The sequence below is a fragment of the Paenibacillus jamilae genome (genome assembly GCF_050482105.1).
In the GTDB taxonomy this organism is placed as follows: Bacteria; Bacillota; Bacilli; order Paenibacillales; family Paenibacillaceae; genus Paenibacillus; species Paenibacillus jamilae_B.
Window position 1 is genome coordinate 158,064 of the sequence record NZ_JBCNHI010000018.1, and the last position, 17,054, is coordinate 175,117.

At 42.3% G+C, this 17,054-nt stretch carries 13 protein-coding genes and 1 pseudogene; 9 read left to right on the forward strand and 5 right to left on the reverse strand.

Annotated features, from left to right (window positions below):
• Window positions 1-87 precede the first annotated feature (87 nt).
• On the forward strand, window positions 88-168 hold the full coding sequence (gene spoVM / locus ABEW32_RS15830) for a stage V sporulation protein SpoVM (protein WP_010345573.1): 81 nt from the start codon (window positions 88-90) through the stop codon (window positions 166-168).
• A gap of 223 nt (window positions 169-391) precedes the next feature.
• Here the strand turns inward: spoVM and rpmB are convergent, their stop codons facing one another.
• On the reverse strand, window positions 392-580 hold the full coding sequence (rpmB, locus tag ABEW32_RS15835; RefSeq protein ID WP_007430992.1) for a 50S ribosomal protein L28: 189 nt from the start codon (window positions 578-580) through the stop codon (window positions 392-394).
• A 496-nt stretch (window positions 581-1,076) separates the two neighbouring features.
• On the opposite strand from rpmB, the gene ABEW32_RS15840 reads away from it, so the two are divergent.
• From ABEW32_RS15840 to ABEW32_RS15855, 4 genes are all read left to right on the forward strand, one after another.
• Complete coding sequence (locus tag ABEW32_RS15840) at window positions 1,077-2,861, forward strand: DAK2 domain-containing protein (RefSeq protein ID WP_430189110.1); 1,785 nt, start codon at window positions 1,077-1,079, stop codon at window positions 2,859-2,861.
• Between the two features lie 46 nt (window positions 2,862-2,907).
• Window positions 2,908-3,777 carry a DegV family protein gene (locus ABEW32_RS15845; protein ID WP_430189113.1) on the forward strand — a complete coding sequence of 290 codons (870 nt, stop codon included), beginning with the start codon at window positions 2,908-2,910 and terminating at the stop codon, window positions 3,775-3,777.
• A 1-nt stretch (window position 3,778) separates the two neighbouring features.
• Entirely contained in the window at window positions 3,779-5,827 is a 2,049-nt protein-coding gene (gene recG / locus ABEW32_RS15850; protein WP_430190390.1) for an ATP-dependent DNA helicase RecG, read from the forward strand.
• 109 nt (window positions 5,828-5,936) lie between these two features.
• Complete coding sequence (locus ABEW32_RS15855) at window positions 5,937-6,224, forward strand: stage VI sporulation protein F (RefSeq protein ID WP_430189115.1); 288 nt, start codon at window positions 5,937-5,939, stop codon at window positions 6,222-6,224.
• A gap of 315 nt (window positions 6,225-6,539) precedes the next feature.
• Here ABEW32_RS15855 and ABEW32_RS15860 read toward each other — a convergent pair whose 3' ends face one another.
• Window positions 6,540-7,904 carry an MFS transporter gene (locus tag ABEW32_RS15860; protein ID WP_430189117.1) on the reverse strand — a complete coding sequence of 455 codons (1,365 nt, stop codon included), beginning with the start codon at window positions 7,902-7,904 and terminating at the stop codon, window positions 6,540-6,542.
• A gap of 280 nt (window positions 7,905-8,184) precedes the next feature.
• Between ABEW32_RS15860 and ABEW32_RS15865 the strand changes: the two genes are divergently transcribed.
• Window positions 8,185-9,024 (forward strand): AraC family transcriptional regulator, encoded by an 840-nt coding sequence (locus tag ABEW32_RS15865; protein WP_430189119.1) that lies wholly within the window; start codon window positions 8,185-8,187, stop codon window positions 9,022-9,024.
• A 136-nt stretch (window positions 9,025-9,160) separates the two neighbouring features.
• Entirely contained in the window at window positions 9,161-10,018 is an 858-nt protein-coding gene (locus ABEW32_RS15870; RefSeq protein WP_430189123.1) for a GRP family sugar transporter, read from the forward strand.
• 584 nt (window positions 10,019-10,602) lie between these two features.
• Here the strand turns inward: ABEW32_RS15870 and ABEW32_RS15875 are convergent.
• The gene (locus tag ABEW32_RS15875) at window positions 10,603-11,427 is read right to left on the reverse strand and encodes a hypothetical protein (RefSeq protein WP_430189124.1); all 825 of its coding nucleotides are present in this window, start codon (window positions 11,425-11,427) and stop codon (window positions 10,603-10,605) included.
• A gap of 443 nt (window positions 11,428-11,870) precedes the next feature.
• On the opposite strand from ABEW32_RS15875, the gene ABEW32_RS15880 reads away from it, so the two are divergent.
• Both ABEW32_RS15880 and ABEW32_RS15885 read left to right on the forward strand, forming a co-directional pair.
• A complete protein-coding gene (locus tag ABEW32_RS15880; RefSeq protein ID WP_430189127.1) occupies window positions 11,871-12,737 on the forward strand; it encodes a LysR family transcriptional regulator in 867 nt (288 codons plus the stop codon).
• An 832-nt stretch (window positions 12,738-13,569) separates the two neighbouring features.
• Entirely contained in the window at window positions 13,570-14,838 is a 1,269-nt protein-coding gene (locus ABEW32_RS15885; RefSeq protein ID WP_430189130.1) for a DNA polymerase IV, read from the forward strand.
• 631 nt (window positions 14,839-15,469) lie between these two features.
• On the opposite strand, the gene ABEW32_RS15890 is transcribed toward ABEW32_RS15885, so the two are convergent.
• Both ABEW32_RS15890 and ABEW32_RS15895 read right to left on the reverse strand, forming a co-directional pair.
• A complete protein-coding gene (locus tag ABEW32_RS15890) occupies window positions 15,470-16,096 on the reverse strand; it encodes a hypothetical protein (RefSeq protein ID WP_430189133.1) in 627 nt (208 codons plus the stop codon).
• 448 nt (window positions 16,097-16,544) lie between these two features.
• Window positions 16,545-17,039 (reverse strand): annotated as a pseudogene (locus ABEW32_RS15895) (Y-family DNA polymerase); the annotation flags it as partial.
• Between the last annotated feature and the right edge of the window lie 15 nt (window positions 17,040-17,054).

Sequence of the window (17,054 nt, forward strand, 5' to 3'; positions counted from 1 at the left end):
GTAGCCTTTTTTTGTGGGGCAACAACCCTTTACAGGTTGCATAAACTACAGAGAACGGATGCAGGAGGATGATGGGGAGGGTGAGGCATGAAGTTTTATACAATCAAGCTGCCAAAATTTCTGGGTGGATTCGTCAAAGCCATTTTGAATACATTCCAGAAAAACTGAATTCAACGTAAGGCTAACACAGGATGTAGGATGAAAGCCAAAGGTACATCAGGGGCACGCTTCCCGGGCACAGCAGATCGATAGCTCGGCCGTAAACGACAGGAACGCACGGGAAGGTGCCTGACATTTTGTTCTCCTGAATCAGTGAAGTATTATTCGAATAACCAAAAAAGCACCCGTTTAAAACGAGGTGCCTTTTGTTTATAACGATATTTTTTTACGATTACACGCGAGTCACTTTACCGGCTTTCAATGCACGAGTGCTGACATAAACGCGTTTCGGTTTACCGTTAACGAGAATGCGAACTTTTTGTACGTTGACGCCCCAAGTACGGCGATTACGGTTGTTAGCGTGAGATACGTGGTTACCGCTGCTAGGCTTTTTGCCTGTTACAGAACATTTACGAGACATGATTCCACCTCCTATTCTGAAAATAACCAAACTCCATATGGAATGGGTCGCTCTTCAGGCCGACTGGCTCAGCCGGACTTTACAAGTCACTAACCTGAACAAAACAATACTTAAATATAATATCATAGTCAAAAAAGCTCCGTCAACTGATTCAAAAACTTTATTTATTTCTCTTTCGCATTATAGTACAATATGGGATAGCTATTGCTGTGATTATTTTGTTTTTTAAGGAATGTGAATTCTTAATCCAGTCATGCCGGGCAGTTCAGAGGCGGGACCATAACTATTATTCCGGCCAATGATTTTTTGTTGGGCAGTGACTGGTTTTTCATATTATATGAGCTATGGAAGAGAACCAGAGTAGGGGTACGGAGGCTTACGAAAGGGTGACATTCGTATTCGTCGTCTGGCTTTAGTATAATTCAATTAAACCTTGAACAAGTGTTGTGAAGATGGATTGTAAAACAATTGTATTAAGCTAGGAAGGGGAATTCTCTTGAGTAATCGTTCTTTGAATGGAACAGACTTTACCGCGATGGTTTTAGCCGGGGCGGAACAATTACAGCAGCATGCGGAGCATGTCAATTCACTAAATGTATTCCCGGTACCAGACGGTGATACGGGGACTAATATGAATCTGACGATGAGCGCGGGCGTAACGGAATTGAAGAGGGGGGATTCTTCCTCCATCGGTGTCATGTCCGGCATATTATCCAAAGGTTTGCTGATGGGAGCCCGCGGCAATTCAGGGGTTATCCTGTCTCAGTTGTTCCGTGGCTTCAGCCGTTACGCTGCCCCATACGAGGAATTGAATACTCTTCAGTTCGCATCGGCATTGCAGAGCGGGGTGGATGCGGCCTACAAGGCGGTGGTTAAGCCGGTGGAGGGTACAATTCTTACCGTGGCGAAGGAAGCGGCCAGACATGCTGTGTTTTTCTCGCGCCGTACGAACGACATCACAGAGCTGATGGAAGAAGTGCTTGCCAAAGCAAAAGAAACGCTTGCCATGACGCAGGACATGCTTCCTGTATTGAAACAAGTAGGAGTTGTAGACTCGGGTGGGCAAGGGCTTGTGTATATTTATGAAGGATTTATGCAGCATCTTGGAAGCGGACTGGTGACATCTCCAAGTCTAAAGGGTAATAATGTACGTCCAGTTTCTGCTCCTTATGTATCGGAGAGACCGACTGCTGCGCCTGTTGCTCCTTCTCCAGATGCGCCGATTTCTGCGCAGGCGAAGCTCGAAACGGAGAATATTGAATTTTTGTATGATATGGAGTTTTTTATTAATCGACAACTGGGCGAAGCGCAAGGTACGAGTTTTGATGAGGAAGCTTTCCGGAAAGCGTTGTCAGTTGATGGCGATTCGATTATCGTTATTTCGGATGATGATGTCATCAAGGTTCATGTGCATTCTAAGGCCCCAGGTGAAGTCTTAAATCTTGCGCTGCGCTACGGGGAAATTACACAGATTCGAATTTTGAATATGCGCGAACAGCATCGTGATTTGTTGTCTGCGGGTATGGACGGTGCTCCTGAGCCTGAGTGGTTTGCTGAAATACCAACAGAGCCTGCGCGTGAGGAAGAGCCATCTGAGCCCCCAGCTCATGAATTGGCACCCTTTGGTTTTATAGCTGTGGCATCTGGTGAAGGGATTGCTGATATTTTCAGAAGTCTGGGAGTTGATGTTGTCCTATCTGGTGGTCAGACAATGAACCCGAGCACAGAGGACTTCGTGAATGCGGCCCGCTCAATTGCGGCTCAACATATTTTTATTCTGCCGAATAACTCCAATATAATTTTGGCAGCTGAACAAGCACGTGAATTGCTAGAGGTGGAACGTTTGGTATCGGTTATTCCAAGCAAAACAATCCCTCAGGGCATTGCAGCAGCATTTGCCTTCCAAGAGGAGGAAGCCTTTGAGATAAACCAAGATAATATGCGGGACGCAGTCACCCGTGTGAAGTCTGGACAAGTGACCTATGCGGTACGGGATACGACACTTGATGATCTGCATATTACAGCGGGTCACTACATTGGTATTCAGGATTCCAAAATTGTGTCGACTGAGGAGCAATTATTAGGAACTGCTCGTCTTTTGCTGGCGAAAATGCTGGTGAATGGCGATGAAATTGTTACGATTCTTACAGGATCGGACGCAAAACAAGAAGAGACAGATCAGCTTGTTACGTGGCTTGAAGAAAATTATTCGGATGTTGAAGTGGAAGTTCATGAAGGTGGTCAGCCGATTTACCCTTATCTGTTCTCAGTGGAAACCTGATGTGGTGGAACGTAATTTAGTAGCCCACTATAAGGAGGCCTGACCGATGAGCAGTACCATCATTTTGACAGATAGCACAGCTGATATTCCACAGGAATTAGTAGACCGACTCGGTATAGTTGTTGTACCACTAACGGTGATGTTCGGCAGCACAGCATACCTGGACGGCATAGAGATGTCAGCTGCGCAGTTTTACAGTGAGTTGGTACGGGCTGATAGCCTGCCTACGACGTCACAGCCATCACCCGCCCGCTTTTTAGAGACGTACAGGGCGTTGTTGGAGCAATATCCCGAGAGCCAGATTATCTCTATCCATTTGTCCTCTGGTGTGAGCGGAACGTACCAATCCGCTCTGCTGGGCAAATCCATGTTGGAGAAACATGAAGATAGAGTGACCGTAGTGGATTCCAAGTCGGCGTCCTATGGCTACGGTATGCTCGTAGTTTATGCCGCAGAGCTAGCTGCTGCCGGGCAATCCCCGGCTGTTATTGTTCAGGGTGTGGAACGTCTTGGGGAACGCCGTTGTTTGTATTTCCTGGTGGATACACTGGAATACTTGCAAAAAGGCGGACGAATTGGCAAGGCAGCTGCTATGGTTGGTACGTTGCTTAACATTAAGCCAATTCTTTCGATTGACAAAGAAGGGATTATTTACTCGGCTGATAAGGCAAGAGGGTATAAAAAAGCGACAGCACGAATTATTGAATTGCTGGAGCGGGATTTAAAAGGCCAAAAAATTAATATTGCTATAGGTCATACGGCAGATCGTTCGGCGGCTGAAGCGTTCGTTGCTCAGTTGGCAGAGCATTTTGAGCTTGGAGATCAAATATATACCGAACTTGGTGCCGTGATTGGAACTCATGTGGGACCAGGAACGATTGGTATTTTTGCATGGCCGGCTGGAGATGAGAGGTAATATGCTGCAATTGGATCAAATACCTTTAAAACAAATACACGGCGTGAGTGCTCTCAAAGAAGGAGAGCTTCACGCTTTTGGCATTTCTAATGTGCAAGACATGCTGGAATATTATCCGTTTCGGTATGAAGATTACCGACTACGCTCGCTAAGCGAAGTGAAAGACGGAGATAAGATTACAGTACAGGCAAAAATTATGGGCATTCCGGTGCTTCAACGTTACGGACGTAAATCAAGGTTGACTTGCAAACTGATGGCCGAGGATTGGATGTTTACTGCAACCTGGTTTAATCGGCATTTTTTGAAGGACCAGCTAACATCAGGTCGCGAAATTGTGGTGACTGGTAAATGGGATCTCAAGCGAATGCAGATGACTGTTGCAGACTCTGAATTCCCTGATAAAGGAGTGGCCCGCTCAGGGACACTTCAACCAGTGTATTCTATAGGGGGCAAGATTACGCAGAGTTGGATGCGGAAAACAATGAATCAAACGCTCCAGCAGTTCGGCCAAATAATTCCCGAGATATTGCCGGATCTGCTGGTGCGCAAGTATAGTCTGATGCCGCGCAAGCAGGCGATTGCAGGCATACACCAACCTCAGGACAATCGAGAGGGACAAGAGGCTCGGCAACGGATGGTGTATGAGGAGCTATTTTTATTCCAACTGAAAATGCAAGCATTCCGGGCGTTAAACCGTGGTCGAGCGGACGGGGTGGTGCATACGGTGGATAACGCCACGATTCGTGAATTTGTGAGGGCTTTGCCCTTTGAATTAACGGATGCACAGAAGAAGGTCGAGCTTGAAATACTGCAGGATCTACGCTCACCTTATTGCATGAACCGTCTGCTTCAAGGAGATGTGGGCTCGGGAAAAACAGTGGTTGCCGCCATCGGTTTATTTGCCACCGTACGTTCCGGTTTTCAGGGAGCACTCATGGTGCCAACCGAAATTTTGGCCGAGCAGCACATGCGGTCGCTTCACAAGCTGTTTGAACCCTTTGGAATCAGTGTTGGGCTACTGACAGGAAGTACAACTGGGAAAAAGCGCAAGGAGTTACTTGCCGCTCTTCAAATGGGGCTGCTGGATATTATTGTGGGCACGCATGCCCTTATTCAGGAGGATGTGTATTTCCGTCAGCTTGGACTGGTTGTAACGGATGAGCAGCATAGATTTGGAGTAAACCAGCGTAGTGTATTGCGCCGCAAGGGCTACAATCCCGATGTGCTGACTATGACGGCCACACCGATCCCACGTACGCTGGCGATTACTGCTTTTGGTGATATGGATGTTTCTACGATATCAGAGCGGCCCAAAGGACGTATTCCAATTTCTACGTACTGGGTGAAGCATGAGCTGATGGATCGAGTGCTTGGCTTTATTTCCCGTGAAGTAGATCAGGGACGGCAAGCTTATCTGATTTGTCCGTTGATTGAAGAGTCGGAGAAGCTGGACGTACAGAATGCCATTGATCTGCATATCCAAATGCAGCAAGCCTTTCCACATTATCGTGTTGGGCTACTGCACGGACGAATGACTCCTGCAGAAAAGGAAGAGGTTATGCGTTCCTTCTATGCAAACGAGGTCCAGTTACTCGTTTCAACCACGGTTGTAGAAGTAGGGGTAGACGTGCCTAATGCGACGCTAATGATCATAATGGATGCAGATCGCTTTGGATTGTCCCAGTTACATCAGTTACGTGGACGTGTCGGACGGGGCGCACATGCCTCGTACTGTGTACTGATCGCTGATCCTAAGTCGGAGGTTGGTCAGGAGCGGATGAAGGTTATGACCGATACGGACGACGGTTTTGAGGTTGCTAGACGCGATCTGGATTTGAGAGGGCCGGGGGACTTCTTTGGTACTAAGCAGAGCGGGTTGCCCGAGTTTCGCTTAGCAGATATGGTAGCGGATTTTGAGGTACTGGAAAAGGCACGTGAGGATGCAACTGACCTAATCAAGGACTCCTCTTTTTGGACTTCTCCGCAGTATGAAGCACTTCGTGGTTATTTGCAAAAAGAGCAGATTTTCCAGGGAGATCTTATCGACTGATCTGCCATAATTATGAAGGTGCTCTAAACGTTTTTAACAGATAGGCACAATGGACAGGCTGGCCGTCATATATTTGGGAATGACCGAATGATATGGGAGGTGTGGCACATTGAGCTATCAGCAATATGGAATTAGTCCACAACTGGTAGAGCGGATTAAGTTAAAAATGAAAAATCGTGCGCTCAAGGAACGGGTTAAGCAGCAGATCGAGGGTGTAACTAAAGCAGATCTGCAAAATAAAGCTAAGGTGCGTCATCTTGTGAAGACCACTTCTGCTATTTTAAACGAACGATTGACGGCTGCCCAGGAAGAGCAACTGACCGCCTTCGTATTGGCACAAAAAATTGATCCGTCCAATACGTTCCATCTGATCAAGCTATGGGGAATGTTCCGTTGATTGTTGTTCGCAGAGGTGCTTCAAAGCACTTTCTATGTTTTATGTGAAGCATAGATAAAAAGGATTGCCTGATGCTAGGCAATCCTTTTTGGCTTTATTTTAAGCTTTTGTATTTCATTCCCCGGGCAATAGACCGTGGTTTTAGTGTGAAATTCTATTTGGTAATGATCACCAATCAGGATAGAATGTTTCATGGCTTATACACCTGGAGGTACTGTTGTTCGGTGCAGATGCTGCTCCCATGTCTTAGAAAGTTGTATAGGCTAGCATGGCGACTGCTCTAGTAAGCGCACCACCCGAAGGACTAGAATCTGGTTACTGTAAGGATGGTTCACCTTGTTCCCGTCTTGCCCGAACTTCTTGGACGATTTTATTGTTCATTGTTTCCGTCAGTTCATAATTCTTCATTGGAAATACGGAGAGAAATGTCAGGACTCCCGGAATAATCGTAAATAGTAGTGTGAGCCAAATAAGGGTTGTATTTGATTGGACTATATTGGGCTGATAACCCGCCAACGCTAGCGCATAACCACCCACGGCGCTGCCGATTGCGGCCGCCAATTTGGCCCGAAAAACGTTGGCTGAGAAAACCATTCCCTCTGATCGGTTTCCTGTTTTCCACTCTCCATAATCGACGCAATCTGCTAGCATGGTGGACATGACAACATAGTTCAGCCCTACGCCAAATGAAATGATACAGCTGAGAATAAAGACAAGAACAATAGAATTGCCGCAAAAGAAGAGGGCTACCATGGATATGGAGGTGATTAGCACCCCTGCTATGCTAGTGCTCTTTTTGCCGATCCACTTGGCAATGAACGGAACTGCGACGTTGCCTGCAATCTGAAAGCCCACCGTTAGTCCCATAAATAATGGAATGAATGCTTCGGCACCTAGGTTGTATTTAAAATAATACAGAGTAAACGCATTACGGATGTTGGCGGTCATTTCGATAATGAAAAACGAGATGATCAACAGTCGCAAAGGTCGGTTTTCAAAGAAGAATAGGCGGAGTACCCCTTTGAACGTCTGTTTTTCATGGCGAGGCACTACGTGTTTTTCTTTTACACCAAACACCGTAAACATCATGCAGACGAAGAACAGACCACAAAGTACAGCAACCGCTCCAGCCCAGCCGTTGAAGAAATGGACGAGGGGAAGCGCTACGACATTGACCGTCCACAAGCCGGCGCTTGCAACCGTACGAGGGACAGTCACGACTTTGGTTCGTTCTGCAGCATCCTTGGTTATAGCTGCGGACAGTGACCAATACGGAATATCCAATATGGAATAGCTAATGCTCCAAGCGATATAGGTAACATAGGCGTAAACCAGCTTCCCGGCGGAAGAAAGGTCCGGACTGAGGAAGAGTGCCAAGGTGGTGAGTGTTACCAAGAAGGCTCCAATGAACATGTAAGGTCTAAATTTCCCCCAACGCGTATTCGTGTTGTCGACGGCAATGCCGATAAAGATGTCAACTACCGCGTCAATCACCCGTGCCACCATCAGCAATGTCCCGACTGCAAGCGCATTCAATCCAAAGCTGTCAGTATAGAAGAACATGAGATAAACGGCGGTTAAATTGTAAATAACATTCATCCCATAGCTGCTCATTGAGTAAGAGATTAGTGTTTTTAAACTGACTTTGTCGTTATTTTTTGCAGATGCAGAAGTAAGCATGTTTTAACCCCTTTCAAAAATTGACGATCCTAACAGGCTGTTATGATGTGCTGTTATGGAAACCTGTAAGCGTTATCTTGTGATACAGAATAACAAAAGCTGTAGCAGGAGTACATGCTTTTTCTAAAGTAGAGGATAGCAAAAACAAAGATTATTTCATGCATTTACAGATTAAGGTATCATTTTTGGCCTTATGATATGCTTCTTAATTTATGCTATATTTATTTATGAGGACACCGCCCTTGGTTAACTATAAAATTTTGAAGCATGGAGGTTAGGGATGGGTGACAATATGATTCAATTTGTAGACACACGCACCAGTTCAAAACATAAAAATATTACAGATTTAATTCTATATAATTGTGGCTCGGAACCTTGTTCTCCCAATCAGGATTTTGGACCTATCGCCAGGGATTTTAATCTTATTCACTTTGTATTAAAAGGGAGAGGCAAGCTGGTATTAGATAAGGAAACATACAACATAGAGAAGGGACAGGCTTTTTTAATCCCTGCCAATAAGGCCGCTTATTATCAAGCTGATGAGTACGAGCCATGGGAGTACAGCTGGGTGGGTTTTATGGGGATCAAATCCGAAATGTACTTACAGAATATCTCTCTTGTTCAGGATAATCCGTATGTAGTAAGTATCGAAGACATCACTTTTTTTCATTCGACTATTCTTGAAATGCTTCGTATAGGGAATAACACACTTTCTTCATCCTTAGCTATTCAGGGCTACTTATGCCATATTCTCGCCAAGCTGGTGCATGAATCAGGTGAGACGATGCCTGTGAAAGAAGAGCTTCCCTATTCAGTTCAAGCTATCAACTATATGGAGAAAAACTACAACGGGGGCATTCAAATCAGTGAGGTGGCAGAGTATCTCGGGCTTCATCCAAATTACTTAACCTCTGTTTTTAAGCAGGAAATAGGCGAAACACCAAAGCAGTATTTAATGAACATCCGAATTAAAAAGGCATGCGAGCTGTTGCAGGATACCAGTTACTCTATTCAAGTAATCTCCAACTCGGTCGGTTACTCGGATCAGCTGACCTTTTCACGGGCATTTAAAAATATGGTAGGAATTTCCCCAAGCGCTTATCGTGAAAATGTTCTTTGATTTTGCTATATGTATCTTATAAAAATACTGGTGCCTGAGGCAGGGTGGTTTTGATATCGTAGAGCTGTTGGTTTTTCCTGCATGACATTTTAAAGGATTGCAGAGAAGAACTCACTTTACGAGAGGGGAACTGCATGTGGATACACTCATTGCCTTTATTCCAGCTATAGGATGGGGATTTATGCCAATACTGGCACAAATGACGAAAGCTAGTCCTCGCGAGCAACTGACGGGGACAGTCATAGGTGCCGTATTGTTCGCACTGTGCCTGTATTCGTACTCACCTGTTAACTTTCAAATCACACCATTTATTGTGAGCTTTGTCTCTGGTGTGTTTTGGTCCGTAGGACAACTGCTTCAATTTCAAGCTTTCCAGAAAGTAAGCGTTTCAATGGCCATCCCTATTATTTGCGGGCTGCAACTTATGGGAACGACGCTTTTTGCAGCACTAATCTTGGGCGAATGGACGAGCGGGTACCAATTTGGTATTGGATTAGCAGCGCTTATATTTATTTTGTCTGGGATCTTGCTGACGAGCTATCAGGGGAGATCAAGTGGTTTGTCCAAGCCTTTACCCCTTCAAATTCTCGTCATGTTGGTTTGTTCAGCTATTGCCTTAACCTTGTATGTTATTATTAATCAAGTCTTTCATGTCTCCGGTCTGTCGGTCATCTTGCCGCAATCACTTGGCATGCTGTGTTCAGCGCTTTTAATGAACTGCAAGGGAGGGCAAAAGCTCCATCTGATTCAGATACTGCGCAACTTGTCTACAGGCTTGTCGTGGAGCGTAGCGAATTTGGCGTTATTCATTTCGAATGGGCTTATTGGGGTCGCTGCCAGTTTTCCGATCTCTCAGGCGAGTATCGCCATCTCCTGCGTTGGCAGTATTCTGATTTTTAGGGAAAAGAAGAGTCCCAAGGAATGGCTTCGTCTACTGGTCGGCATTGCGGTAATCATGGCCGGAGTAGGATTGATCAGCCTGGTCAAGCTCTGAAAATATTCAGAAGTAAGAGGTGTCATGCAGTACGGCTGCAGATGGCCAGGGGATTTATGTCTTGATCTATGATCATAATTATGAGACGGATTAGCTATGGGAGGTTTTAAGGATATATTTTTTGCAAAAGTTAAATGAATGGTAGTAAACTATTGATGGCACCAATTGGGGGGCCTTATCTGATTCAACAGTTTGAATTTTTCCTAAAACCGTAAACAGGGGTCCCCTTCAGGAAAATGTGGATTTAAAACGCTAAGCATATTTTCCTGACGATTCCCCTGTTTTTAACAATATTAAGAAAGTTTTAGTGGTCTTATAGAATTTAATGATACTACTTTTTTTGTATTAAAATCGTTATTCTCCCAGTGAATTGATATGTTCCCAGCCTAAAGCTGACATATGATGCAGTAAGTTTATATTGGAAATACCTAATATTGGAATCAGAGGATTACATATTAATACAATATGAAAAGCTATTATGAGCGATTTCATCATTTCTATATCTCTAGCCTTCAGTTTCTCTGGACGTCCCTCAAGATGCTCACCAGTTCAAGCTTTGAGGGTTTCCCGATCAGTGACATGTTTTATGACTGCAACATATTTTGAATAGACTTTTTCATTCCTACTACAAACCGGTGACGAAATTCAGGTGTAAGTTCAAGTAATGATAAATAAGGATTTAAGTCCTCTAGCTCTACAAGTAAAAGCTGACCGTCTGTTGTTCTGCATGCATCAACACGTTGAATTCCCCAATTTAAATTATTCCAATCAATAAACTTCTGTGCAAATACTAAGTCTTCTTTTGTCGCATTATAATATTTTAGTTGCCATCGTTTACTTTTATTTAGCGCGTAAAGTGCATATTGAAATTCACGATCAATGAAGTAGAACGACACTTCATATTGAAAGTTCACACAAGGCTGAATAAGTGTATCTTTCGTATGATTATCTACCACTTTTGGCAAATCATCTTTTGAAACAATCGTCATACCAATGGAATCCGCACCGTCTTTTGGTTTGACAATATACGTATCCACTTCGGGTAGTCGATTTAATTCCTTTAGCGTATCAACGGTTGGAATGACTGGAAATTTCTCGTTTGTACACTCAATTAAATATTGCTTGCCATTCATATCGGCTTTTCCATTTAAACTGTTATATGTTTTCAATTGGAACTTATCCATACGTTGTCTGAGAGCCGCATATTCTTCTTTAAACTCAACAACAGGACCCGCATTTCGGAAAACAATGCCGTCAACTATCTGTTCAAATGGTTCGGTGTCTTTCGGGTGACAAATCACTAACTGAAAATCCTTTCGAAGCTCGGATGTGAGATATAAATCTTCTTCGTAATACGCCCGCCCCTTGGCTTCATAGTACAAGTCTGTTATAAATAATAATTTTTTCATTTTCCACCTCTACATATTCTTTAGTCGCTGAGCTATTTTTTATAAATGAGTTTTTAAAAGCTTTGGTCCAATCTATTGTTCATCCCATACCAGTGTCAATCCCCGTGCAGGCACCATCAATTGAAAATCCTAGCCACAGAGGGTGGACCTGTTGCGAATCGGGTATAACAATTCAAGAAATACCGATAATGCAATAATATTATAGCGAGCAATTCCCCCCCAACACCTGTAATCGAGGTGCTAAATAAATGAACAGCTACAAGACCTGCGTTTACACCAATTGCAGTAATCAAACAACCTAGTAATGAATAAAACATTTTCTCCCTCGATCCTTGTGTGATAAAGTATTGCTTTTTAAGAAAGTATAACGATAAACTGTGCATAAATAAAATTTAACTTTTAGATGTTAACATGAAAAAAAATGATGTATGGAGGGTAGAAAGTTGAGCTTAGCGAAATATGAAGTATTTTTAACGGTGGTTGAATTAGGTAGTTTAACAAAGGCAGGTGAAGCCCTCCAGTTGACACAATCAGCTGTAAGCTATTCTATTTCTAACCTCGAAATGGAACTTGGTTTTCCATTACTGATTCGTACCCGTACTGGGGTTAGTTTAACGGAAAACGGAGAAAGAATTCTAATCTATATACGAAAAATTTTGCACTGGGAAGAAAAAATGAGACAAGAGGCTGCAACTATCAATGGACTTGCAGTTGGTACAATTCGCATTGGGGCGTTTACAAGTATATGTACAAGTTGGCTCCCACTATTAATCAAAGAATTTAAACAAGATTATCCTTCCATTGAAATTAAAATCTTACAAGGCGGTTATCAGGATATTGAAGAATGGATTATCCGTGGAGAAGTTGATTTTGGCTTTGTGTCGCTACCTACGCAGGATGTTTTTAAAACCATTCCCATAAAAATAGATCCACTTATTTGTATTTTTTCTAAGAATCATCCGTTTAATAAACAGCAGAAGGTTCGTTTAGAGCAGCTAGAGAATGAGCCATTTATTGTTCAAAAAAGCGGGTATGACAACGATATAAGACGAATTGTTAAAGAAACAAAATGCACATTTAACATTGCATTTGAAATGGCAGATGACCAAGCAATTATCGCTATGGTGGAAAATAATTTAGGTGTCAGCATCATACCGACATTAGTATTACAAAATTCCCCACGACACGTAAGCTTCAGTCCGTTAGAACCTGCACAATTTCGAATGATTGCGATTGGCGCTATTTCCTTAAAAGAACTTTCGCCAGCTGCCAAAGAATTTATTGAATACTTGAAAAAAATGGTAATTTAAAGCAGGGAAGTATAGACGGCATTGATTTAGCAAGTTTTATTAAACAAAAGAGCGCAATGAAGTAATGAAAAAAAATTTTTCTTTATAAATTTAGGGGGAAGTTGGTTTTTTAATATTGGCATTTCTTTATCATTGTAAATCCGCATTTTCTGATGAACCCCATCAGGTCCTTCTCAAAGTCATTAATAACATCTCCCCTACCTGATCATGTACTCGCTGCAATATACTGGTAACCGCTACACTTTGCTTTCATAGATGAAATAGCCTCTTAAAAAATAGAAAGTCGTAGCCATAAAGATGGCTGCGACTTATTCATATGATTCCTCAAATATGGAACATTCGGTGATATAGTAATTGTTAGCATAAGAAGTCCGACTGTAGATGTAACCAAGCCTGTCGTTGCTAAGAGACGAGCCTCGATTTTTCTGATTAACCACCCACAACATTTCCGTCCGATTTTGCCACCAAAACGGAGTATTGGTCTTGATGCTCTCTAAACCAGTTCACTATATAGTCGAAATCTTTGCTTCCGTCTCTAGCGTAGCTGTCCGATTTTCAATCCCCTGATTGTAAATGTCTAGAATACGATTCAAATTCTCTGCTGTTGCTGTTCTAACCCCCCCCACTTACAAGCAAATTAAGCTTTCTTGGTCTTTATGATCACAGAAACAATGTAATTATCCATGTTTCGTACCAGAAGACTCCCAATCTTTGATGAATGATTTACATAACCCTATAAATTACCTGAATACAGAACTAGTGTTTGGTATTATAATATTTAAGAATATATGTTCGCATGTACATGCGTAATCAGTTTTATGGAGGATGCAGTATGACTAAAACAACTGAGCGGACAATTCTTTTGGCGGATTGTCAGAGCTTTTATGCGAGTGTAGAAAAAGCTTCTTACCCAGAGTATAAAAATAAACCGCTTGCGGTAGCAGGCGATCCTGCACGCAGGTCTGGAATTATTCTAGCAGCTTGTCCTATGGCAAAAAGTTTCGGCGTGTCTACAGCAGAACGGCTCGGTGAAGCCCTCAAGAAGTGTCCTGAGCTTGTGATCGTCCGTCCCCGTATGAAACATTATATCGACGTTTCTTTAGCAATTACGGATATATACAAGGAATACACCGATTTAGTTGAGGTGTTTAGTATCGATGAACAGTTTCTGGATATTTCCGGGAGTTTTAAAATTTTTGGAGATTCTTTAAGTGTTGCAAGAGAAATTCAAAAAAAGGTTCTTTTACAAACGGGGGTTTGGGTACGAATAGGAATCAGTTCCAACAAGATTCTTGCCAAAAGCGCAACCGATATTTGGGCTAAGAAAAATAAGAGCGGTATATTCACGTTGCCCAAAACAGAATTAGAGCAATTACTCTGGCCACAACCTGTCAATAGAATGTTTGGGGTAGGTTCACGGATGTCATCCCATTTTGAGCGGCTTGGTATAGTAACCATTGGCGATATCGCCAGAATGTCTTTGTCAGAGCTTAAGACCAAATTTCGTGCTCGTTTTGGAAAACAGTCGGATATACAGGCGGAGGTCATGTGGAAAACTGCTAATGGCTTAGATGAGAGTCCTGTGACTCCACATACCTTTAGTTCCCCACAAAAATCGATAAGTCATATGATGACCCTACCCCAAGATTATTTGGAACCAAATGAAGTAGACACCATATTGCTTGAACTCTCGGAAGAAGTTTGTCGAGACAGCCGTCGTAAAGGGTACATGGGCTCTGTCGTGACCGTTAGTTGTACATGTAGTCCATATGAAGCTCCTACCGGATTTTCCAGGCAAATGAAGCTTACAGATCCGACTAACAATACGAATAAAGTGTACAGCGCAGCAAAAAAAATATTTTATAATTTTTGGAATGGTATGCCGATACGACGCTTAGGTGTTACATTAAGTGGGCTGGTTGACAACCAAACTTATCAACTTTCCTTCTTTGAGGATCATGAGCGTGTCCGTTCCCTCGAAGAAGCAACAGACAAAATTAAAGAACGCTATGGTAGCGCAGCTATCGTAAGAGCGTCCTCTTTGACTCATGCTGGTCAGGCACTGGAGAGATCTCTAAAAATCGGGGGGCATTATAAATAAACATTCCGGGAGTAAGAGGGAACCAGTATCTACTTACAGAGATATAATGTATAAATTGAGCTGCATTTGAAATGGAATTGGAAAAAATAAAGGAGAAAAACATTGAGTGATCTTTCACAACATCTTAGTCGGGGTTTTACTAATGCAAGAAAAAGAATAATTAAACAAGAGCATCTTTATTTGGATGATATACCTGCAAGCAATAAGAAAGGAGTTAAGTTCTAATTTGCTCAGATAGCTGATGTAATTTATGAATATTAGTGCAAAGTCAGTTCCCACTACATATTGGCCTGAAGGTTCTTGGGAAACAGGTAAAACTAAAAAACTGTTAATCTTTGAATTAAAGTCTAAAAAAATTATTGCTGGACTTTGTTATTACAATGCTATTTGGTATTTTAGCTGTGGTTTATACTTTTTCTTCAGTTCTGAAAATAAAAGGATCTACATATTAGTTATGGGCAATATGTAAATCCCTTTAATTTAATTATTTTTCTCAACAAGGTCTTGATAATTTTCGGTCTAAAAAAGTATTAGACTCATCCCCAAAATCGAGATAGCAGCAGTGTAAGGAGAAAATTATGTTCTAGACTGCTGTTATTCTGTTTGGCTATCACTTAGCAAAAGGAAGTCATTATTTGTAAATCCTGTGACAAGTTGCTGCTGCAATAGAAGGGGATTCCGATTGAATATATGCTGCCAACGCAAGAGTAACTACAGAGGCGGCTGCAGAGGTGGGGTTCGTGAGTCCCACAGTAGCTTGAGCTTCAAAGTAAACTGCAGCTGCCCCAACAGAAATTCTTACAAAATCTACACAATCATCATAATTTCCTCTTTCACCATCTGGCTGTTTTTCTACGTAAACTTGACCAGATAATTGGGCGATATCATGGATAAAAGCAACCTCTTCATCAGAAAGTTCTTTGTTTAGTTTTTTAATCCAATCATTAAATCCATGAAACAAATTATCTAGATGTGGAGAGCGGAGATAGGTAACACGATTATTAGCTATAGCATCAGTGAACAGTTGGTAAACTTTGTCGGGGTCATCTCCGATCTCTTGAAACATTTCTCTAACCGTCATTCCGTTCTGTAATTTGATATATAGCTTCTTAATTTCATCATTGATAATCACAGGAAGTCCAGGAAGTCCAGGAATCCCGGGAATCCCAGGAATCCCGGGAAGCTTAGGAATATCACATAAGTCTGGATGAATATCACAAATAGGATTGTGTATACCACTAACAATGTTATCAGGCATGTTAACCCTCCTTTTAATTTTCAAACATTATACTGAGTTTTCCCTAGTTATTTATAAATATTCAAAAAATTTAGTGACATGTTTAAAAGAGCCAAAGAAGACTTGGTCATAGCCAGTTTTAACACCCTAATCTCGCTCCAAGGGGGAGTATCTAAGCTACTTGTATCAATCCAACCAACCTTTTTAGGCTCGGGGCGTCTCTTTCGCTGGTTAAGGCTTAGCAGTAGGAATAGCTCGTTAAAGGTTCGCTTCGCAAATGCAGCATATGAAGCCTCCCTTTAGAGCTAATTGAATACCTTATTCCTAGTCTACAAATCTAATTTTACATTTTAAAATCTTCCTGAAGCAATAAATAAAGGAATTAATTACTGTACATTAATTATTCGTTAAAAATCTTGTTCCTACAGGATTTATAATTATGTACACGGAATTTAGTTTGTCTTATTACTGTTTTAGCCAGCATTTTATTGGGACCCATACCTATTCGAATCCATACTCCTGTTTGTGCCAGCACTTTCTGCTGAATTTCACTTGCAATACTCACCGGATCTCCGAACAGGGAGAGACTTCCACTCATATCCAGAAATTGTTCATCAATGCTGAAAACCTCAACCAAATCCGTATATTCATTATAGATTTCTATTATTTTTAATGAGACATCGATATAATGCTGCATGCGCGGGCGTACAATGATAAGGTCAGGACATTTTTTTACAGCTTCACCCAGACGCTCTGCGGTGGATATACCATATTTTTTGGCCAGCGGGCATGCAGCTAAAATAATGCCTGAACGAAGTGCAGGGTCACCGGCCACAACGAGCGGCTTATATTGGTAGGTGGGGTTATCCGCTTTTTCGACGCTGGTATAAAAGCTTTGACAGTCCGCTAGAAATATGGTTCTACTTTTACACTCCTTCAAAATGCCAATCTCCTCTCCTGACATGTGATTAGTCATATT